The sequence below is a fragment of the Paenibacillus sp. NN59 genome (genome assembly GCF_057597225.1).
In genome coordinates this window covers 3,317,159-3,338,898 of sequence record NZ_CP199678.1, presented here as the reverse complement: position 1 = coordinate 3,338,898, position 21,740 = coordinate 3,317,159, and the positions used below count along the sequence as shown (strand labels likewise).

Sequence of the window (21,740 nt, the reverse complement as noted above, 5' to 3'; positions counted from 1 at the left end):
CATCGTTTGCAGATGAAAACTTCGGTCTTTTTTATTTTATCTATGGTTTTATTGATTTCATCCATGCTTCCAATGCCTGAACAACCTGCTTAAGCTGCTCCTGTTCTGTGATCTTAGGTGCGTTGTCTCCCTTCTGCATTCCGTAGGAGCCAAATTGACCATGGTTGCCGCCTTCTATGCTTACATATGTCGTGTCATTCGGAAGATTGGACTTCGCTTTTTCCCACGATTCCCAGTTCAGAACACCATCATTGCTTCCCGTAATTTGCAGTGCGGACAAGTTGGTTCCGTCCAGTCTCCCGCCATCATCTGCATAAGAAGCTAGGTAAAAGACACCTTTGATCTGAGCTGTGTGCGCCGCAGCATATCTTGAAGCGAATACACCTCCTAGGGAGTGTCCACCAATAACAAAGCTTTCACCCTCATGTTCCGCGAGAAACGAATCCGCCCGGTTTTCCCCGAACATCGCCAAGTTCAGCGGCATCTTCGTAATATACACACGATGTCCTTGCTCCGCTAGTGCTCGTGCCATAGGCGCATAACTTGCCGGCTCCACTAAACCTCCGGGATAAAACACAACATTAGGCTGTGTGATGTCCTGCCCTTTAGGTTCAAATTGATAACCGTTCTTCACTTCACTAACAACGACCCGATCATGACTTTTCATTGCCACTTCCGCTTGTTCCGAAGGGCTGTATGTGACAGATGCCAGGTACGCAAACACCCCTGCTACCAGGGCAATAATAATTACACTAATCCATATCGTTATTTTCTTCCATCTGCTCTTACGCACTGTTGTCTTTGCCATAACTTCGTTGCCCACCTTTAAACGTATCATTTTTAATTACAGAACTAATTATATTTACTGGTAAGTAAAATTACAAGCTTCTTTGCTTATATTTATGATTTGACATAAAATATTGTGGAAGGAGTGTGTACGAATCTATGCCAGAGCAAGTACCTAAACGTTTGCGCGGAAGACCCAAGCAGACGGACAATGACATTTCCATGCAACAAACCATTATCTATACGGCATCTACCCTATTTAAAGAATTTGGCTACGAGATGGTTACCCTTCAGCAGATTGGGAAGAAATGCGGCGTATCCAAACCAACCATATATTATCATTTCGCGGGCAAAGCGGATCTATTCGTTGCAGCCATGACAACGATGTTGCAGAACGTTAGAAAAATTACGGCGCATATGCTGGATGAGGCGGAACATTTACGAGACGGATTAATCCGATTAGCGGAAGCTCGTCTTGCTAATCCGCATGGTGAGATTGAAATGATGATGCGTGAAGCGGAGCCTTTTCTGGAGGAAGAACAGATTCATGCTATTCGTGAAGCAGAACATCAGATTCATGACGTACTAGCCTCGCATTTTAAAAAAGCCATGGATGAGAAAATCTTTCGTGAAGAAGATCCGCTTTTCTTGGCTGAGGCTTTTTCGACTCTAATGTTGATGGGGAACCGGGCGCATGATCAGCAAAAATATGAGTCTCATCATGTCATGGCGGAGAAAATTGTACGTGTTTTTCTTAAAGGAGTAACGACCACTTAAAACGTCAAAAAGCTCGGTTGTTCGTTCTAAAGCGAACAACCGAGCTTTTTGACGCATTAATTTTCCCCGCGCAAACCATCTGTAATCTGGATTCGTTCAAGACGTCTAAGCGGCCAGTATGAGGCTATGAGTGTGGCTATGATAGCACCCAAACTGCCAATCAGAATGCTACTCCAAGGCATAACCCATTCGATCTGCACCGCATTCCTCATCAGATAGGACACACCATAGCTCAAACCTGTACCGAGAAGACTTCCGTACACAGCTGCAAATACGCCATAGAACACACCCTCAAGCAAAACCATCTTACGAATTTCCTTTTGCGTCATACCAATCGCTTTTAATACGGCGAACTCCTTCGTCCGCAGAATAAGATTCGTACTTACCGTATTCAAAATATTCAGAAACGCAATGGCTGCAATGACTCCTATAAAACCGTACAGGAATATATTTAGCGTCAGCGCATCGTTACGGGCTTGTTTCATCTCCTCTACCCGATCGCGATAGTTATACCCTGCATCCTGCTGAACAAGGCTTTTGAAATAACCCACAATTGCCCCGTTATCTGTCTCAGGACTCGCTTGAATGAATATTCTGTCATACGCGTTATCACCCGTAATGTTTTCAATCACCTTCGGTGTCGTAATCATTTGAATAACAGCACTTTCGGTGTATTTACCAGAGAGAGGGGCTTGATCTGCGGTTCCGACAACAGTAACGGTTTTGTATGACTGCTTGTCACCCATTGATCGGACCTTAATTTTATCCCCAACCTTGAAACGGGTTTGATCAATGATCACATTGGTTCCTTTGTCGGTGATCATTCTGATTTTCTGGATAACAATGACACCATTTTCATCATTCATTTGGCTTGCATCAATGCTTCCGGAGGTGAGTTTGGGACGAAGTTCCTGAAGTCCGTTTATACCGTAAGATGTCAGAAAGTTGTTACCCATCCGATACCCGTTTTCCTGTTCAACCGTGTACATTTCTTTCTGCTGCTGGTAGTAATCCGGATTTATTTTCTCTTTCGGAATGATCGCTTGAAGCTGGTGGTTGTAGAACGGATACGCCTCTTTAACTCCATCAAGTGTAGCCAGCTTGTTATACACTGAATTAGGGATACGTTTATTCATCCCCTGATAGTCCAAGGAGTAAGAATAATTGATACCCGATGTAGAAGTCGTACTCAGAATGTTCACCAAGCCACTAAACACAATATACATGACAATGCTTATAATCATCGAAAAAGCCGTAATGCGAAATCTCTTTCGGTTCCGCCGAATATTTCGGCTGGCAAACCGGCCTTCAAACCCTAGCCATTTGCTACCTGCAAAAGACAAGCGCTTGAAATCTCCATGCTCTACCACCGTGCTGCCTGAGGTTTTCAGGGCTTCAAGCGGTGAAACGCTGGAGGCCAGCTTGGCTGGACCCAGCGCTGACACATAGACAACAATCAGTCCTAAACCAGCTGCCGCAAGTAAAATAGGCACTGAAATAATCATGTGCATGTCGTTCAAGAAGCCTAATGTCAGCATACTGATGTTATAGAATAAAACTTTCATTAGAATGGTTCCTGTAAATAAACCGATTGGAATGGCAATTAGACTAAGCGCAGTCGCTTCCTTGAATACGATCCTGCGAATCTGGGCTGGTGTTGCACCGATACAGCGCAGCATGCCAAACTGAGAGATGCGTTCAAGCACTGATATATGAAACGTATTGTAAATTACCGCGCTTGTGCATCCCATGATGATTAGAACAATAGCTGCAAATGCATACATTGAGCTTTGGTTAACGTTGGCATAGGTGCTCTTGCCAAACAGTTTGAGCAATTCATTGTTATATTCAATGCGTATATCCTTTAACACATTTTCCCGGTTCAGCTCCTGAGCAGAACCTTGATCCACCTTCCCTAAATCCAATGAAGTCAGAATGGCTTCGCTCTTCTCCCGTATATCGTCCATCGATTTCATGGTCGCATAGATAAAAAAAGTCTGAGACGGATCGATTTTTTGATGATCATCATACGTAATCGCTGAATAGATGAAGGTGGATGACCACGTTACATTTTTGGCTGTTTTCATCACCCCGACAACGGTATATTTCTGTTTCACGCGCGGTTTGAATTTTTCATCCAGGTTCCAGCCGTAATCACCGATGGTTTTCGCACTTTTCACCTTTCCTGTGGAAGCTTCGATCCGATCTCCGAGGTTCAGCGTGATCTTGTCACCAATCGCTGGTTTTGAAGTGAAATTATTTAGACTCCAGGATGACAAGATGATTTCGCTAGGCTTTTGCGGCAAACGTCCACTCTCTAACTGAACTTGAAGCTTGGACATGGCTTGTGAGTCGTATCCTTTCACATTCAAATAACGATACGGCGCAGCAAACGGGTTTTCATTTTTCTCCTTTTCACTCGTTGAACTTATGATGGCATAACCAATACGATGAATGACTCCCGCACTGCCTATGGCGGCCTGATTCACAATACGAGGTACGTCTTTGCCTGAAACGCCATTAAACGATACCTCATAATCTCCATAATCTCGAATCGTCTGACGCACCAGTTTGTCCTGATAACTCATGGCAAGTGTACCGACTGCCGTAAGAAGCGTTACAGATAGAATGATGCCAACAATGGTGAGAATGGATCTCTTTTTCTGGCCAAGCAAATATTTCTCTGTGAGTCCCGTGTACTTATGCATCGTCCTGATCCCCGCTTTGCTGATCAAAAACAACGCCGTCTTTAATGTTCACAATCCGATCGGCTCTCCGCGCTATATTGGAATCATGTGTAATCATAATCAAGGTTTGGTTGTATTTACGAACCGAATAGGTGAGCAAATCTACAATTTCTTTACTGTTTTTGCTATCGAGATTCCCTGTGGGTTCGTCAGCTAGTATGATCGAAGGTTTGTTAATCAACGCCCGTCCGATAGCTGTGCGCTGCTGCTGCCCACCCGATAGCTGGTTAGGGAGATGATGCTTTCTGTCTTTTAGGCCGAGTACATTCATTAATTCGTCTGCATAGTCTTCATCGGCTTGACGATGATCGAGCAGCATAGGCAGTTTAATATTTTCCTCTGCGCTTAGAACCGGAATCAGATTATAGGCCTGGAAAATGAAACCGACCTTTCGTCTTCTGAAGATTGCTAAATCCGTCTCGTTTAGAGAATACAGATCTGTCCCATCAATATGTACTTGTCCACTGGTTGGGCGATCCACCCCTCCAAGCAGATGCAGTAACGAACTCTTTCCCGAACCGCTGGCACCAACAATAGCAACAAATTCACCCTGTTGAACCGTTAAGTTAATATCTTTCAGGGCATCGACTTTGGCGTCATTGCTTCCATATGTTTTACACAAGTCATTCGTTTTTAAAATTTCCAAAGCATGTGCCTCCTTCAAGAGCTTGAACAATTGATGTATTTATATGGGTTATTATAAGCTTGGAAGCTTACGTTAAAGTGAAGAGGAAGCTTACGTTATCGTAAGCTTCCTCTCAATACACTGTTTTCATGAAAGTAATTCGGAATTCAGCTCCCTTTCCAGGCTCGCTTGATACCGAGATCATTCCACCCAAACCTTCAATAATGGACTTCGTCAAGGACAGACCTACCCCGGTACTGTGAGGTTTGGCATTACTTCTACCCAGGTAAAATCGGGTGAATACATGGGGGATCTGCTCTGGCTGAATACCTTCTCCTTCATCCCGGATGATAATCGAGTGAAATAATCCCTCGTCTTCCATCGTAATGTACACTTTTCCTGATACCGGAGAGTGCTCCAGTGCATTTTTAGTCAGATTAATAATCGCCTCGGTTAACCATTCTTCATCTGCATGCAGTAACATGCCTTCGCCGCCTTGAACGATGATCGTCTGTTTCTTCTTCTCTGCAAAGGGTTGCAAGGTCTGCACCGTTGATTCAATAATGTCTTTGGGTTTAATGTTTTGCAGTTGAAAAACGATAGCTCCCGCTTCCACTCTTGCCAGCTTCAATAAGCTGATAATCAGCCATTCCATGCGTTCAATCTGCTGCCTGCTTCGTTCCAGAAAAGTGGTACGGACCTCTTCTTTCATATGCGGATCATGCAGCATGTTTTCGTTGAACACCAGTAGGGATGCGAGCGGTGTTTTGAGTTGATGTGATATATCGGTCAGCAGATGGCTTAGAAATGTTTTCTCCTGCTTCAACTGATCTACACTATGACTTAGTCTGCCTGCCATCATGTTAAAGCTATGACCAAGGGCACTGAAGTCTCCCTCTGCATTCTCAGGCAATGAGGTATCGAATTGACCTTCCACCACCTGCTCCGCTGCATGTGTAACCCGGCGAATCCTGGAAAATAGCTTGCGATACTCCCAAAATAAAAGCATCAGCACCGGGATACCGCACAGGAAAAAGATCAACGCTGTATTTACAGGTAATGCTGTTCCCGATAGGGCAGGCTGATCCTGAATGTTCATATGCTCTGTGTACCCGTATTGAGACAATATCTGTTTACCTAGCTTAAGATCCTGCGGGTCTGTCTCTTGAGTAATTGTATGAATGAGCTGATCTTCGAGCTGCGGCTGCTTGCTTAACACTTGTCCGACAAAGGCCGCTTGCTGGTTCACAACCGTTTCATTGATGCTTTGGATCTGCAGATTCATCACAACGTAAATGATTGCAGTCAAACCTAATTGAACAAGGATAAATTTGGTGTACACAGATTTCCACTCCGGATTACGGATGACTTCAACCATCAGCGGTATGCTCCTGTCGTTTCGGCGTTCCATTTGTATCCAACCCCGCGAATCGTAACAATATACTTTGGCGCGGCTGGCGTTTCCTCCACTTTTTCCCTTAATCGGCGTATATGTACGGACAATGTATTATCATCAATGAATTCACCGGAGACATCCCATAACTTCTCAAGGATCGATGTCCTGCTGCATATTTGTTTAGGATGGGACATTAACATGAGAAGCAGCCTGAACTCCAGCGTTGTTAGTGCAACTTCCTTTTTGTTTTTGAAAACAACACCTTCCAGCACGCGAACCTCAAACTCTTCGGATTTCCATATGTTCGAATGCTGTTCAGGTCGGGAATGACGCCGTAAAACAGCCTTGATTCTGGAAAGAAGTTCCTTGGTACGAATCGGCTTCGTCATATAATCGTCAGCACCCAGATCTAATCCCGCGACCACATTCATCTCTTCATCCAGCGCGGTGAGAAAAATGATCGGTACCTGTGAGTCCGCACGAATTTCTTTGCATAATTCATATCCCGTTCCGTCAGGCAAATTAATATCGAGCAAAATAAGTTCTATTTCGGTCTGCGTAAGAGCATCGCGAGCTTCCTCCAAGGTTCCCGCATGAGTGACCTTATACCCTTCATTGGTTAACGTATATTCTATTCCAAACACAAAATCCTCATCATCTTCAACAAGCAAAATGCGGTTCATTGCTGCACCCCTATTCTAGCGTTACCTTTTAAACCAAAGTGTATGTGCTTCATCATTCTACTAAATGTAACATTTGAAATACAAGCGGGGTCTCGTTTGCCGTTTGTATGAAGATATTCTGTGCTTAAGGAAAAAGCCAAAAAAGACAACCGATATATGTATCGGCTGCCTGTAACGAAAAATGGTAAAACGGTTATGTCGTACTAAACGTGCACGACTTTTGTATTTCTCTCCCGAGAATTATTTTATTTCACCAACTTCTCCGGGTTTTTCACTTTAATGGAAACGACCTCACCGCAGTTCAGGCAAATCGTATACACACGTTCAGAACCAAGCGACATCTTTTTATCCAAAGGCCGCAAATTAATAAAGTCGGTTGCCTCCACAAAGGATGTACCTCCGCAATCGTTACAAGTTCTGGATGTTGTTGTCATATCCAATATTCCCCTTTCTACTTATGTAATTTCAACCCATCATTTCAATCATTACGATGCATACTTACCCTTTCTTACATACACTAATTACCATTGGACTTGAGGGTTGAAACGGCGTTTGATCCCAGTTCGCATATTGATTCTCCAGGATAAAACCTTGCTTTTCCAGCAGCTGCTGCAGTGTATGAACATCTGTAAATCGACAAGCAATGCGTGACGTCGTTTGACGATGCCCCCAGTCCCGAATAGTTGTCCAATGCATAATCTGGTTCTCGGCATCATACGTCTGGCTGCCGGATACGTTGACGGTCACGCCGTCCATATCGACAAATGTGCCCCAGTGTTCTTCTTCCTCATCCGATAGATCATTACCTTCCGGATTCCGCATTTCAAATGCGAATATGCCCCCAGGCTCCAAATGATTATATACCGTTTGCAGCAGTGCCTGCTGATCCTCATCGCTCAGAAAAGCCTGAAATGCATTTCCCGTCAGAAAAATCATGGAAAAGCGCTGATCGGACTCAAACGTACGTGCATCTGCTTCGATAAAAACAGCCGGCAGATCCTTCGCCTTGACCCTTGCATACGCGAGCATAGGCTCTACGATATCTACACCGCTAATCGGAACTCCTCTTTCGGCTAAATAAAGTGTGGCTAATCCTGTTCCACAAGCAAGCTCCAACACATGTCCCGGATTTTTCTTGGCAAGTTGAAGGAAAAACTCGTATTTATCCGTCTCGCCGCCGAATTCCAGATCATAGTTCATTGGATCCCGGTACTCTTCCTGATTGTTGTGATCAATCAATAGGTCTCACCCTTTTCCATCAAAAATGTATTTACAACAGGAATTATAACACACTATAATGGTTTACATTGAGTAAAGGTTAACGATGTGTTAACCTTTACAAATGTGTAAATGACGGAGAAGGAGACATTTAAACGTATGCGTACAATGATACAATCCACCCGCTTTCCGATGTTCATTCTGATGTTAAATCTGTTTATTGCTTTGCTCGGACAAGGGATGCTGATTCCGATATTACCGGAGTATCTCAAGCTGTTCCATGCAGGAGGCACTGTTGCCGGATTTTTGGTTGCGGCCTTTGGCGCAGCCCAGTTTCTGTTTTCTCCGCTCGGAGGACAATGGGCTGACCGCTTTGGGCGTAAAAAGCTGATTATGGCAGGAATGTTTCTGGTTGTCGTATCAGATCTTATTTTTGCGGTATCCACATCTCTACCTCTTCTCTATATCGCTCGTTTCATCGGGGGAATCAGTCTAGGTCTGATGGTTCCGGCGAATCTGGCCTATGTCGCGGATATTACAACGCCGGAGACCCGTGCCAAGGGGATGGGTTATTTCGGTGCATCGATGAATCTGGGTATGGTGCTTGGGCCAGGTCTGGGCGGTTTTATCGCTGAGATGGGTGTGCGTATGCCGTATTTTGTCGCTTCCGGTTTGGGTTTGGTTGCGGCACTGCTTACCCTTCTCCTGCCAGAGACTCTTCCACCTGAAAAAAGAACGCGCCCAACGTCGAACAAAAAAGGGTTTGCCATGGGCAGGCAAATCTGGAGTTCATTCAAGGTTCCTTACTTTGGATACTTGTTGATTATTCTTGTTATGACCTTTGGTCTGATGAGTTATGAGACGGTCTTCTCCCTGTTTGCCGAAACCAAATATGGCTTCACGGCTTCAACCATCTCAATCATCATTACGATGGGAGCGATTATCGGCATCGTGGTCCAAATCTGGCTGCTGGACTTTTTTGTGAAACGCTTGGGCGAAATCAAACTCATCCGTCTGTCCTTAATCATGACCCCTATTGCTCTTCTGCTCATGTTAATCAAGGTAAATCTGGTATTTCTGTTATTTGCATCGGCGCTTTATTTTGCATTTAATGCATTCCTTCGACCAACTGTGAGCTCCCTGATATCCAAAAGAGCGGGGGATCGTCAAGGTTATGCATCCGGCCTGAATACGACGTATTCGAGCTTAGGTACCGTGTTTGGACCCCTGGCTGCCGGTCTACTGTTTGACAAAAACGTGAACTTTCCGTATATTTTTGGTGCCTTTATGTTACTGGCGGCATTATCACTTACGATGAGCACACAACGTTCGAAGAAAGGAAAACGATATGCAGGCGAATGAAAATTGGCATCAGCAGTTAAAAAATCAGAATCGGGATGAACTGATCGAAGCAGGTAAGCAGCTTTTTCTAAAGCACGGTCTGCTTCAAGTGAAGATTAAAGACATTTGTGCCGAAGCGAATCTAAGCCGAGTGACCTTCTATAAACATTTCCAATCGATCGATGAGCTGCTGCTTACCATTCAGATGCAGTTGGTTGAATCCATGACACAGCATGTCGGACAGGCTGCAGCCCCAAATGGTAGTGGCCGTGAACAGCTTGCAGCGATGCTGAACGCATGGGTTACTTTTGCCAGGATGAACCCCGACCATATTCGTTTTATTCAACTATTCGATATCAATTATGAGCTGGTTCATTTTCAGCAAGAACTTAAAGATACCTATGAACGGTTTATCCAAAACGGTAAAGAGAACCACTTCCTGCTTCAAGCATTGATTTCAGGAGCTGCCGACGGCAGTATCCGTAACGCGACCCCTCCGCTTAAGCTGGCACAGTTCATATTTACGGTGATGATGGGTATGCTGCAGAAGATGTTTACACACCGATCTCATGAACTTCATCAGCTGGATGATCAGATGACGAGACAGTTAGTTGATATGCTGCTGCATTATGCTGGCAATGAGGACAAAGGGTAGTTAATTTGTGGAGCAGGATTAGACCGTTTGAACAACGATGCCTGAGATAGACTTGGCAAAATAAAGAAGCCCTCCCCCACATGTTTACATCTTGTGCTCATGTGGAAGGAAAGGCTTTTTTATATGTCTTCTATCTGTTATTTGTCTTATTTGCGTTATGAGTTCGTAATTACATCAAGCTTCAAGCTTTAGACCCGTGACATATTCAAAAGCTGTTCAAAAGCTTGGATGTTGGTTTTAAACTCAGGTACGTTGCGTGCTTCTTCTGCAGCTTCGACCAGTTGAACGACCATATCATTATACGGCGCTGCAATCCCGGTACCTTTAGCCTTGCTCGAAACTACACCGTTGATATAGTGAATCTCCGTGTTACGTTGTTTCTCCAGATCCTGCAGCATGCTCGCTTTAAGCAGCCTGGAAGGTTCCATTACCTGACGTAACGTTTCAATACGTGCGGGGATATCATTTCCGCTCTGCAGCTCCAGTGAAGCCATATCGAATCCGTTCATGGTGACAAAAGAAACACCGTTTGCATGTCCGACCTTGATCGTTTCGTCAATGATATGAACAGCACTTCGAATGCCCGCTTCATGATCCAGAATATCTCCATACGTGCCATTCAGTGCAGCGGACAAGCCGCTAAAAGCATTGTTGATCAGCAGTTTTGACCATTTCGTCCCTACCAGGTTATCCGAAATATGTGTACCACCAACGAGATCCAGCACTTCCTTTACACGCTGAATTCGCTCGGTCGTCTCCCCGTTCAATTCCCCGATCTGGAATGCGTACTGCTTGAATTGAGGATACGCCGTGGTCAGACTGGATACGCCAGGTTCCATGAATGTAGCGCCAAACTCCACCGAACCCGCGATAACTCGCTGCGTACCAACGATAGATGCCACGTTATCTTCCGGAATCCCGTTTTGCAGAGAACATACGACACTGTCCTCATGCAGATATGGCAGCAGTTCTTTTAACACAGACTCATTGTAGAGCTGTTTCGTTAATAATAATACTAGATCATACTGCCCTGACTTTTGATCAGGAGCGATGGCTTTTACTTTCGCCTGGAACTCAGTCGTTCCGATTACTTTTGCTCCTGTCTGATTAAGTGCATCGACATGTTCCTGATAGGCATCAATTAACTCCACGTCCATTCCGCCTTCTGCCAGATAAGCTCCAACGATGGTTCCAAGTGAACCTGCACCTACAATTGCAATTCTCATATATGCTGCCTCCTTATTTTTCTTCCAGATAGTTATATACAGGTTGTGCTGCATTCAAAGTTAAGTTCGTCAGGATGTGGGAAGCGGACACGACTTCAAGCACCGGCAGATCAGCTAAAGGCGCAAGTGCATGCTCAAACAGCTGTAGCCGAGCCGGGCCTGTCCACGCTTCCTTCACCTCGATATCGGTAATTTGGGTACGAATCAAGTCGCAGATGCGAAGATTACCTGTATAATCCGTGGCGATTTTGATCATAAAGTTGGGACGGCTGATTTCTTTTTTTGCAAGCTCTTTATCCATCTCCACATGTTTGAAACCCATCGTTGCGGTGGCTGCTCGCAGTGATCCATAGTCGAGTGTGCCCACGAGTGTGTCAGAGTCTGTGTACAGCTTGGGAGCACCAAGCTTTTTCGGATATGCGGTCAACTCTCGGCCGCTGGCGATCGCAGGGAAGTTATCCACGTACATCGAATGCACATAATCCCCTTCTTCTCCATTGAACTGAACCGGGATGACCTGTCCAGCTTCCGTGTATGCACCAAGTCCGGAGACGTCCGGCATCCACATCACTTCGAATTTCACCAAGGGTTCGGTGATTTGCAAGGGCTCAGGAACAGCTGCCCGCAGAGCCTGTTCATCCGTTCGATAGATGATGTTCAGATATTCGCGGTTGACGAATTTATAAGGCGGCATCGGATATGCCGGAGCGGTTAAAGGGGTATTCAGGTTTTTAGCAATATTGTTTACATCGATTTTCATGAAAAAGACACCTGCCTTTGCATCGGGTTATTGGGGTATTGGTTTAAATGTAATTTGCATTGTTGATTTGCTTATAAAAAAAGTCTACATCATTCTTTAAATTTAATATAATACATAATAAGTACTATATATATTTATTGAAATAAATAAGGAGTGCATACCAATGGAGCTTCTCCAGCTAAAATATTTTCAAACGGTGGCTTACACAGAACATATCTCAAAAGCTGCTGCCCAATTAAACATCGCTCAACCTTCGTTAAGTCTCACGATTAAGCGGCTGGAAGACGAAATGGGTACTCCCCTTTTTCATCGGAAAGGCAGAAACATTGAGCTGAATGCCGCTGGAGAAATTCTGCTGAAACATGTGAACCGCATTTTTGTTGAGCTGGAGAATGCCAAGCTGGCCATTACGGAAAAAGAGGATGAACTGTCGAGGTTGATCCGGATCTCCATCTCCAATTCAAGATTTCTATCAGGTCTGATACGTGAGTATATCGAAGTTTTCCCCGATTCCCAGCTTCATCAAGGTATTGCAAGCCGAAATGACATTATTACACAGCTAAAAAAAGGAGATGTGGATCTGGGGATCACCGGCTACCCGGTTCAGGATGAGGAGATTGACAGCCGTGTGCTTGTCGAGGAGGACATTGTGCTTGTCCTGCCTGCTGATCATGCTTATGGCAGTGAAAAGCAAATCTCATTACACGCCGCTGCGAGTGAACCTTTTCTTTCTCTCGCCAATAACGATGAATACCGACGTTTCACCATGATGCTGTGTGAAAGGGCAGGTTTTGTTCCCCATTTGGCATTCGAGGTCGATTCTCATACATTGGTCGAGATCATCAGACTGGATCGTGGGGTTGCACTGCTGCCTGTCTCTGTCTGTCGTAATCTTGGACTGCACTATGTGCCGATTGCTGACGATGCCGCCGTATATCCGATCAGCTTATCATGGATGAAACATCGAAACCTCTCTTCATCATTGGAACAATTCCAACAATTTATTATTTCGTATTACGCATCCAATGCCTCGATGTTTAAGGTGTAATATGAATGAGGATTCGATGGCAGGTGATTGACGCAGCCTTGCCTCTTCGGCTGACTGCTGTTCGTGTTAAAAACAAAAAAAGCCGCTAAATTAGCGGCTGAATTGAAACAATTATGGTCCGTTCCACGGGACAGTATCTTTCCTCTACTCTAATTATAACGTTTATGAAAATAGAATAACAGACTGTTTTTTCACCGATGCCTGCACTATACTGCTAAATACAAATCTAAAAGTTGAGGTGTGTCCGTAATGGATGACAAAAAAATAGTCTTAGATCCGGGTCCCTTTTTTCACGGTACCAAAGCAGAACTAAACATTGGCGATTTATTAGAGCCGCAATTTTTATCCAATTATCAAGACAAGAAGTCGAATCACATCTACTTCACCGGAACCTTAAATGCTGCTAAATGGGGTGCCGAATTAGCACGATCTGATTCAAAAGAACGAATTTACATCGTAGAACCCTTAGGAGATTTCGAAAATGATCCCAACGTAACGGATAAACGGTTCCCTGGAAACCCGACTCGATCCTATCGATCCAAATCCGCACTAAAGATCGTCGCTGAATTAGGTTCATGGGAACGACACACGGATGCAGAAATTGATCATATGACTTCATCTCTGAAAAAGTTAAGTGATGAAGGTAAAAATGTAATCTACGATTAATTTATCGAAGTCAATGATTAACATTCACTTTTGTAGCTACATTTACTTTATTAAGGATGATTAATGCTATTATTGCGATAGCAATTCCACCAGCACCAATCCAGGTTATCGATGAGAGAGAGAACGTTTCAATCGCGATTCCTCCCATACCTGCACCGGCTGCCATAGCAAGCTGCATCATGGACTGATTAAGACTTAGCATCACTCCTGAAGCTTCCGGTTCAATGGTCGTCAAATGATATTGCTGCGTTGGACCGGAGGACCAGGCGGAAAAGGACCAGAACAAAAGTACGATCATTACGCCCACTAATGTATGGGTCACAATGGACAGCAGGATCAGCATGAGAATATGCAGTGCAAATCCACTGAATAATGTGCGATGAACTCCCCACCGATCCGCACTGAAGCCACCAAGCTTGGAACCAATCATGCTTGCTATACCAAATACAAGCAAAGCTCCACTGAGATATTGGTTATTTAATGCTGATACTTGAAGCAAATAGGGTGAGAGATACGTATAAGCGATTGAGTATCCTCCCAGCCAGAAGAAAGTGATCGCTAATCCTAATGCGACTTTAGGTTTTTTCAATAGACTTAGCTGCTGCTTGAGCGGCACAGGCGCGTCCCCCTCAATACGCGGAATGACGAAAGAAAGAATGATTATAGCCAAAATGCCTAAAATGGCAATTCCTCCAAACATGGATTTCCAACCTAGAGTGTCAGCTGCAATTCGCCCAAGGGGAACACCAATGATTAATGACGCTGTGAAGCCCATAACCACTGTAGCAATCGCACTTGCTTGTTTACCTGACGGTGCAATTTTAGCGGCAATGTTCAAAGCAGTGACCACGACAATTCCTGCTCCAATCGCCATCATGACTCGAGCAGCTGCAAAGAGTCCATATCCTGGAAGTACAAAGGCAAGGATATTAGAAACAACAAATATGCCCATACTACTTTCTTCTGTCCATACTCGCGGTGAGCGCCATTAGAATAGGTGTACAAAGAGCGTAGATCAAAGAAAAAATGGTAATTAACTGACCTGCTGCAGCCAGTGAGACATCAAAAGAGGCGGCCACCTTATCTAAAATACCTGATAAAGCATACTCGGAAGTGCCGACTAAAAAACTGACTATGGCTAAAATGTAAACTTTCGAATGGGATGACATCAATTGAATCCACTCCTCAATAAATTTATAAATTGTTATATCTAAATTTGTAGATATAGTGAACAACAAAATGACATATTGTGAATTGTCGATATGAAAAGTTAAAGAAAAACTGAATTCTTGGTAAGAACTCAGTTGCAACTTACATATCACTCATCATATAACGAGTAAATTCAGCTATCGCTTCCTCGTCTCTCTGATAATACGTAAATTTGCCTATCCGTTTGGTCGTGATCAGCCCTGCTCGCTGCAATATCGTAAGATACTGGGAGGCGGTCGACTGTGTCATGTTGAGTTTGTCGGTGATTTGACTTACACATACCCCTATTTCGTTCATATCCACTCCTTCATGGGGTTTGAAATGCTCGTTTGGTTCTTTGAGCCATTGTAAGATCTGAAATCTGGATTCATTCGAGACAGCTTTCAAAATTTCAATTGGATTCATAATCATCATTATATCGATCTTTTGCGATATGTCAATTTAAAATGATTAATGATCTTTTGTGTTAGGCTTCAGGGGCGTGAAATGAAATATAAGAAGATTGCCTGATGAGGCAACCTTCTTATATATGTGAAAAAATTAGAGATAAGAATGACGAGTCCTAATTACATTTTATTAAAGAATCTCTCCATTGGACTCAATCACTTGTTTGTACCAATAGAATGAGTCTTTGCGTGTTCTATCCAGCGAACCATTACCCGCGTTGTCTTGATCAACATAGATAAAGCCATAACGTTTACCCATCTCGGATGTGGAGCAGCTGATAATATCAATCGGTCCCCAGCTGGTGAATCCCATCAGTTCCACACCGTCAGCTACCGCTTCTTTCATCTGCTCGATGTGGCTACGCAGGTAATCAATACGATAAGGATCATGTACAGATCCATCCTCTTCGAGCGTGTCCGTAGCGCCGAGCCCGTTCTCTACGATAAAGAGCGGCATCCGGTAGCGGTCATACAACCGGTTCAGTGCGATGCGAAGACCGATTGGATCGATTGGCCATCCCCATTCGGTGGCTTTCAGATGCGGGTTTTTGATCTGACTTACCAGCATACCGGAGTTGCTGTTGTCATTCGGGTCGTATTTTCCGATATACGTCATGTAATAACTGAATGCAATGAAGTCCACTGTATTGTCGCGAATAATCGCATCATCTTCAGGCTCTTTCACCAGTTCAATGCCTTGCTCTTTAAAATATCTTTGCATATAGGACGGGTACTCTCCACGCGCCTGTACTTCCGGATAGAACAGGTTCATCTGATCTTCCTTCATGGTTTGCAGCGCATCTTCCGGTTTGCTGGATGCAGCGTATGTCTCCAGACGGCAGATCATACAGCCGATTTGGGCATTAGGCATTTTCTCTTTGCCGCTTTTTACAGCCAGCGCACTTGCCACAAACTGATGATGTGTTGCTTGATAGGCTACCTGTTCCGGTGTGCCCTTGATTTTATCTTCCAAAATGCCGCCACCTGTATACAGACTGGTTAGCATCATATTCATCTCATTGAAGGTAATCCAGTATTTCACTTTATCTTTGTAACGGTCAAACAGTGTGTTCGCAAATTTTAAATACAAATCAATCATCTCGCGGCTTTCCCAGCCATTATATTTGCGGGTTAACTCAATCGGCATCTCATAGTGAGAGATCGTAACCAACGGCTCAATGCCGTATTTCAACAGTTCGTCGAACACTTTATCATAGAAAGCAAGCCCTGCTTCGTTCGGAACGGCTTCTTCTCCTGTCGGAAAAATTCGCGGCCAAGCAATGGAAAGGCGGAATACTTTGAAGCCCATCTCCGCAAACAAAGCGATATCTTCTTTGTAGCGGTGGTAGAAATCTACTCCATTCCGTTTCGGGAAATACACGTCACTGTTGCCGCTCAAATATTGCTCCAATTCCACGGAATTGACGTCGAACGTAAAATCTTTGCCATTTCGCTCCTCATGGGGAACATAAGGTGCCATGTCAGAGGTAGAAAGTCCTTTGCCGTCAGCATCAAATGCGCCTTCCAGCTGATTGGCAGCGGTAGCACCGCCCCATAGGAAGCCTTTAGGAAAAGTGTGTTTTGTCGTTTGTGTCATGATGGTTTCTCTCCTTTTTTTTATTTACACGTGCCACTTCAATGACAGATTAACCTTCCCATCGCTGTTATCCCCAGATTTTTTTGAATTATTTTTTAGTTGAGAAATATGGTGATAAGCATATGCTTCCGAAGCAGCTTTCTTACAGAAAGCTTTTAGGCGATCGCGTTGCTTTTTCTGGTTATTTCTGTCCTCTCCGTTTTTGTGTAAATATATCGTTAAATTCTATAACTCGGTAAAATAGAAATCCTTCATTCGTTTAGTAATAAGCTTAACGAACGGTGAGTAGCAGTAATTCATTCATTGGAACCACCCCCTTCACCTGAACGGGTACTACGTCAAGATAATCTGGCGTGTTGGCTACAATGACCGGGGTGGTCAGATCAATACCAGCGGCTTGAATGCTCTTGATATCAAATTCCAGCAATAAATCACCCTTGTTCACTCGTTGTCCGATAACAACCTTCTCTTCAAAAAACTTGCCTTTCAGGGACACCGTGTTAAGTCCAACATGAATGAGAATGTCGATTCCGCTGGAGGAAGTCAGCATGATGGCATGTTTGCTTTTCGCGATCATTGTGACCGTTCCGTCAAATGGTGCGGTTACACGGCCTTCTTTTGGAAAGATAGCAATTCCTTTTCCCGTCATTTCCTCTGCAAACGTAGGATCAGGCAGTTCTTTGAGTGAGACCAGTTCACCGGTAAGCGGGCTGAATATTTCACCTTTCTTTTCCTCGATCGAATGAACGGTCACAGGCGGTGTTGCAGGTATTTGATTAGACTGATTTGTTGTTCCTGATCGTTTTGCTGATTCCGATGCTGTTGTTGGAGCTATTGCTGACGAACTTGCCCCAGCAGGTTGCTGCGTAATCGGTTCATCCCACTTAAGCAATAAGGTCACTGTAAACGAAACTACGAAGCTGATACCTACACCGATGAGCGCGTACCAGAAATTCGCCATCCCCCCATTTGGACCAATGTATAAAGGCAACGACAGCAGACCCGGAACGGCAAAACCGAAACATTTTAACCCTACCGCTGTAATAAATCCACCGCCGGCTGCTCCACCGATGATCGAAGCATAGAACGGTTTTTTCAACTTCAACGTTACTCCATAGATTGCAGGCTCTGTGATGCCCAGAAAAGCAGATATACCGCTGGATAAAGCAATCGATTTCATCGATTTGTTTTTAGTTTTGAGGAATACCGCCATTACGGCACCAGCTTGACTCATATTGGCTACAAGGTTAAGCGGCAGTAACAGCACGTCGTAACCGAGTTTGCTCAAATTCTGTAATGTTCCCGGGAAAAATGCATAATGCATACCCGTCATAACGATCACTGGCATAAGTCCGCCCAGCACGATTCCTGTTAATGGGCCCGAGTGAGCAAAGAGCCAGGATGTACCGATCTCCAGATAGATGCCGATGAAATTACCAAGCGGCCCGATGGCTATTAACAGAATCGGGACGGTAATCACCAGCACGATCATTGAGGTGAAAATGACTTTAACCGGACCAGGAATGAAACGATCTACCCAGCGATGTACATAACTGAGAAGCCACACTCCGAGAATAATCGGAATGACAGACTGGGTGTAATTCACGATCGATACCGGCAGAGATAGAAAACGAATCGGCTCCAGATGATTTTCAAGATAAGCATTCAAAATGGTTGGATATAATAGTGTACCTGCAAGGGTCAAGGCGATATATTCATTCACTTTAAACTTCCGCGCAGACGATACAGCGAGTAGTAATGGCAAGAAATAAAAGGCCGCATTGGCTATGGACGCCAAAATCTGATACTCACCGCTAGTCTCTTGAATGGCCCCAAGTGTAACAAATAATGCGAGAATGCCCTTCAGCATCCCGGTACCTACTATGGCTGGAAGAATGGGGGTGAAAATACCCGAGATCGTGTCCAGTACGGCATTAAGACCTCTTGAACGCGGCGGTTCTGCTTCTCTCTCCGTTGCACCAGCTTGTTTCAACTGATCCTCCAGCTCTTCATAGACGGCTGCAACTTTGTTGCCAATTACAACCTGGAACTGATCGTTTTGGAACTGTGCCCCAAGAACACCATCCAGTGCGCGAATCTGTTCAAGCTGCACTTTCTTTTCATCACGTACATTAAAGCGCAATCGAGTGATACAATGCCAGGCTTGCGTAATATTTTCCTGCCCTCCTGTTAATCGGATGATCTCTTTGGACAACTCCCGGTGATTCATGCTGCTTCCTCCTTTTTTGGCGAAAAAAAAACCAAATGTAAACCCGCCCCGCTACTGAAGCGGAATCGGAAACATTTGGTGGTGCCTGATCGAATCAGTAACACTCCATATTCAATTAACATGGTAATGGAATATCTTCTAAGAGCTGTTTTGAGGTCAACCCGTGTCGGTACGGGATGTTACTCTTTCGATGTGGATCATAAGGTATACCATCTCATCGGGAGTAATTACAAATCCGCGTTGCTCTTCCATCGTCTCCTTGATCTTGAGTGCGCATTGGAAGCTGTCTGGATAACGTTCCGACAATACGTCATATAAAAACTGCTGATCCTTGAATGAGAGCACTTCCCGGTTCATTTGCCGAACGATGAAGTATCTCAGATGGGTAATAAACCTGGAAAAGTCAGCAGACTCCTGATTCAGTGCCCTTCCAAAATGATCGGTCATGATCCCAAGAATGTCATTGATCATCTGTGTAATCTTGATCGTCTGATTCATGCTACCCGAATCAAATTGTGAATTCACAAAATGAAGAGCAATGGAGCCGGCCTCACCCACAGGCAATGCGACCAGAAAAGCTTCATTGATCTTGCGTACCGCCAACTCACCAGCGCGGTATTCTGCAGGATACAGATGGCGAATATCCCAGTGTAGCGGATTTTGCATGTCCACCCCTTTCCTGAAACGATCCAGAGCAAAATGAATATGATCCGCAAGCGTTAATAGGATAGAATCATTCAGCTTTTTCCCGATGATCTCCCTGCCTTCTTCTATAATCTGATCCGTGATATCGATAACTTGCAGAGGGATATCGCTAAGAAATTGCTCGACTCGCTGATATTTATCATTCGAGCCGATCCGGAACGTTTTCTGAATCTGGCTGTGCTCGATCGGCTGTCCCTTTACTTTTTTGAAGCCTACACCTGTTCCAATGACAATGACTTCACAGCCTTCGGCGTCCTCCGCCAGGGCGATATTGTTGTTTAACGATTTCTTGAACCTCATGATGTTTTCACCCCCATATATGCAAAAAGCACCACCATGGCCAGGTACACAAGAAAATAAACTTGTGAGATCCAGACTGTGGTGGTGCCTGATCGAATCAGTGACACTCCTTATTTAGCTGTATTCTATACCAGCCATGTAATCGTTGTCAATACCATAACGCTGGAATGGGTATATGCTTCGTTTAAGTCGGATTATGCGCTGCTCTTATATAGGTTGATACCAAATTGCACATTTTATTCTTCTGAAGTGTTGTTTTCTAGAGCATTTTCATAATAATACCGAATCAGAATGTCCTGATCATAGTTGCCAAACCCTTTCCCAAATAGGGTCAGCCCACCTCGACCTGCTGCGCTCTCTTCGGGTTTTAACCCAAATGTCCAATAGGTAGCTGCTCGTAGATCCAGATCCGAGATCGTGACATCCGAAATTTGTTGACCATCCATAAACGTGCCTTCCTCGTTAATGCGCAGTACTTTTAACACACCATACTGGTTTACATCCAGTTTCCACCATAGTGGGGTATGCTTGCCCTTCCGATCTCCGAAGTCTCCAGGGCTTGTCCATGTACCGAGATCATTGCCGTTAAGCGTAAAACGGATATCGGATGGCCAGTTTTCATTGACTTTGGGTGCTTCCGAACTGAGTTCAAGTGAAATCTCTATCTCCCGAAGATGCTGATCATTATTCAGATAATTGGGAATCTTATATTCCAGAAAACCTCGTGCCATCCAAAGAATTGCCGCGTTAACCCGATCGGGGTCCATGAAACAGGCGGGTGTATCGTATTGTCCGATCATCTGAGTGGTCGTTGCGAGCCCGCATGTCGGCCATGCTTCATAATCTGTATAATGTCCAACGGGGATGGATACTTCATGATAAGAAGCCTCAGCGGGTTCGGGGGGCGACAGTTGAATGGTCATGAACTCCTGCACGATAAAACAATATTTATAGGTTCCGCCATTTTCACGTTTCATTCGGCTGCCTACGATGCCTGCTTTCTGCAGTTTGCTAACATGTGTACTGACGATGGCTTTGCTCAGATATAGTTCTTGGGCGAGCGCATTGATATGCATCTCCCTATTTTGCAGCAACAGCCTCACAATATTTAAACGGGCTTCACTTGCCAGCGCCTCGTAGACAAGCAATGAGGATGCATCTGTTCCAAGCATCATAGAATACACTTCCTTTTGTATTTTTTGCTTATATATTTGGTATCCCATTTGTGTTCAAGCTTCTGTTCTATGGGTTAATTTGATCTTGTATTGAAATTATAGAATTCGCTATTTAGCGAACTGTGTAAAATGAACTTGCTCTGTATATCC

At 44.4% G+C, this 21,740-nt stretch carries 19 protein-coding genes and 1 pseudogene; 5 read left to right on the top strand and 15 right to left on the bottom strand.

Features of this window, described 5'->3' with window-relative positions:
- Positions 1-40: 40 nt before the first annotated feature.
- Positions 41-808, bottom strand: a complete 768-nt coding sequence (locus tag ACT89M_RS14730) for an alpha/beta hydrolase (RefSeq protein ID WP_487344716.1) — start codon at positions 806-808, stop codon at positions 41-43.
- Between the two features lie 137 nt (positions 809-945).
- Here ACT89M_RS14730 and ACT89M_RS14725 point away from each other — a divergent pair, with 137 nt between their 5' ends.
- The gene (locus ACT89M_RS14725) at positions 946-1,563 is read left to right on the top strand and encodes a TetR/AcrR family transcriptional regulator (protein WP_487344715.1); all 618 of its coding nucleotides are present in this window, start codon (positions 946-948) and stop codon (positions 1,561-1,563) included.
- Positions 1,564-1,619: 56 nt separating this feature from the next.
- On the opposite strand, the gene ACT89M_RS14720 is transcribed toward ACT89M_RS14725, so the two are convergent.
- From ACT89M_RS14720 to ACT89M_RS14695, 6 genes are all read right to left on the bottom strand, one after another.
- Positions 1,620-4,271 carry an ABC transporter permease gene (locus ACT89M_RS14720; protein WP_487344714.1) on the bottom strand — a complete coding sequence of 884 codons (2,652 nt, stop codon included), beginning with the start codon at positions 4,269-4,271 and terminating at the stop codon, positions 1,620-1,622.
- Positions 4,264-4,956, bottom strand: coding sequence for an ABC transporter ATP-binding protein (locus ACT89M_RS14715; RefSeq protein WP_487344713.1), 693 nt, complete (start codon positions 4,954-4,956; stop codon positions 4,264-4,266). The genes ACT89M_RS14720 and ACT89M_RS14715 overlap by 8 nt, the downstream gene beginning before the upstream one ends.
- Before the next feature lie 112 nt (positions 4,957-5,068).
- Complete coding sequence (locus ACT89M_RS14710) at positions 5,069-6,313, bottom strand: HAMP domain-containing sensor histidine kinase (protein WP_487344712.1); 1,245 nt, start codon at positions 6,311-6,313, stop codon at positions 5,069-5,071.
- On the bottom strand, positions 6,313-7,014 hold the full coding sequence (locus ACT89M_RS14705) for a response regulator transcription factor (RefSeq protein ID WP_487344711.1): 702 nt from the start codon (positions 7,012-7,014) through the stop codon (positions 6,313-6,315). Before ACT89M_RS14705 ends, ACT89M_RS14710 begins: the two co-directional genes overlap by 1 nt.
- Positions 7,015-7,259: 245 nt before the next feature.
- Positions 7,260-7,448: a hypothetical protein gene (locus tag ACT89M_RS14700; protein ID WP_308721801.1), complete on the bottom strand. Its 189-nt coding sequence runs from the start codon at positions 7,446-7,448 to the stop codon at positions 7,260-7,262.
- Between the two features lie 64 nt (positions 7,449-7,512).
- Entirely contained in the window at positions 7,513-8,253 is a 741-nt protein-coding gene (locus ACT89M_RS14695; protein WP_308721802.1) for a class I SAM-dependent methyltransferase, read from the bottom strand.
- Positions 8,254-8,391: 138 nt separating this feature from the next.
- On the opposite strand from ACT89M_RS14695, the gene ACT89M_RS14690 reads away from it, so the two are divergent.
- The gene (locus ACT89M_RS14690; RefSeq protein WP_308721803.1) at positions 8,392-9,594 is read left to right on the top strand and encodes an MFS transporter; all 1,203 of its coding nucleotides are present in this window, start codon (positions 8,392-8,394) and stop codon (positions 9,592-9,594) included.
- Positions 9,581-10,228 carry a TetR/AcrR family transcriptional regulator gene (locus ACT89M_RS14685; RefSeq protein ID WP_308721804.1) on the top strand — a complete coding sequence of 216 codons (648 nt, stop codon included), beginning with the start codon at positions 9,581-9,583 and terminating at the stop codon, positions 10,226-10,228. Before ACT89M_RS14690 ends, ACT89M_RS14685 begins: the two co-directional genes overlap by 14 nt.
- A gap of 188 nt (positions 10,229-10,416) precedes the next feature.
- Here the strand turns inward: ACT89M_RS14685 and ACT89M_RS14680 are convergent, their stop codons facing one another.
- Both ACT89M_RS14680 and ACT89M_RS14675 read right to left on the bottom strand, forming a co-directional pair.
- Positions 10,417-11,454: a ketopantoate reductase family protein gene (locus ACT89M_RS14680; RefSeq protein WP_308721805.1), complete on the bottom strand. Its 1,038-nt coding sequence runs from the start codon at positions 11,452-11,454 to the stop codon at positions 10,417-10,419.
- 13 nt (positions 11,455-11,467) lie between these two features.
- Positions 11,468-12,214 carry an acetoacetate decarboxylase gene (locus ACT89M_RS14675; RefSeq protein WP_308721806.1) on the bottom strand — a complete coding sequence of 249 codons (747 nt, stop codon included), beginning with the start codon at positions 12,212-12,214 and terminating at the stop codon, positions 11,468-11,470.
- Positions 12,215-12,377: 163 nt separating this feature from the next.
- On the opposite strand from ACT89M_RS14675, the gene ACT89M_RS14670 reads away from it, so the two are divergent.
- A complete protein-coding gene (locus tag ACT89M_RS14670) occupies positions 12,378-13,262 on the top strand; it encodes a LysR family transcriptional regulator (protein WP_308721807.1) in 885 nt (294 codons plus the stop codon).
- 249 nt (positions 13,263-13,511) lie between these two features.
- A complete protein-coding gene (arr, locus tag ACT89M_RS14665) occupies positions 13,512-13,928 on the top strand; it encodes an NAD(+)--rifampin ADP-ribosyltransferase (RefSeq protein ID WP_154888981.1) in 417 nt (138 codons plus the stop codon).
- Between the two features lie 10 nt (positions 13,929-13,938).
- On the opposite strand, the pseudogene ACT89M_RS14660 reads toward arr, so the two are convergent.
- The 6 genes and pseudogenes from ACT89M_RS14660 to ACT89M_RS14635 form a co-directional block, all read right to left on the bottom strand.
- Positions 13,939-15,097: pseudogene (locus ACT89M_RS14660) on the bottom strand (MFS transporter).
- A 142-nt stretch (positions 15,098-15,239) separates the two neighbouring features.
- Complete coding sequence (locus tag ACT89M_RS14655) at positions 15,240-15,542, bottom strand: ArsR/SmtB family transcription factor (protein ID WP_154888983.1); 303 nt, start codon at positions 15,540-15,542, stop codon at positions 15,240-15,242.
- A gap of 171 nt (positions 15,543-15,713) precedes the next feature.
- Complete coding sequence (locus ACT89M_RS14650) at positions 15,714-17,180, bottom strand: glycoside hydrolase family 1 protein (RefSeq protein ID WP_154888985.1); 1,467 nt, start codon at positions 17,178-17,180, stop codon at positions 15,714-15,716.
- A gap of 271 nt (positions 17,181-17,451) precedes the next feature.
- Complete coding sequence (locus tag ACT89M_RS14645) at positions 17,452-19,410, bottom strand: beta-glucoside-specific PTS transporter subunit IIABC (RefSeq protein ID WP_154888987.1); 1,959 nt, start codon at positions 19,408-19,410, stop codon at positions 17,452-17,454.
- A 156-nt stretch (positions 19,411-19,566) separates the two neighbouring features.
- A complete protein-coding gene (gene licT / locus ACT89M_RS14640; protein ID WP_154888989.1) occupies positions 19,567-20,415 on the bottom strand; it encodes a BglG family transcription antiterminator LicT in 849 nt (282 codons plus the stop codon).
- 236 nt (positions 20,416-20,651) lie between these two features.
- Positions 20,652-21,590 carry an ArsR/SmtB family transcription factor gene (locus ACT89M_RS14635; protein ID WP_154888991.1) on the bottom strand — a complete coding sequence of 313 codons (939 nt, stop codon included), beginning with the start codon at positions 21,588-21,590 and terminating at the stop codon, positions 20,652-20,654.
- Between the last annotated feature and the right edge of the window lie 150 nt (positions 21,591-21,740).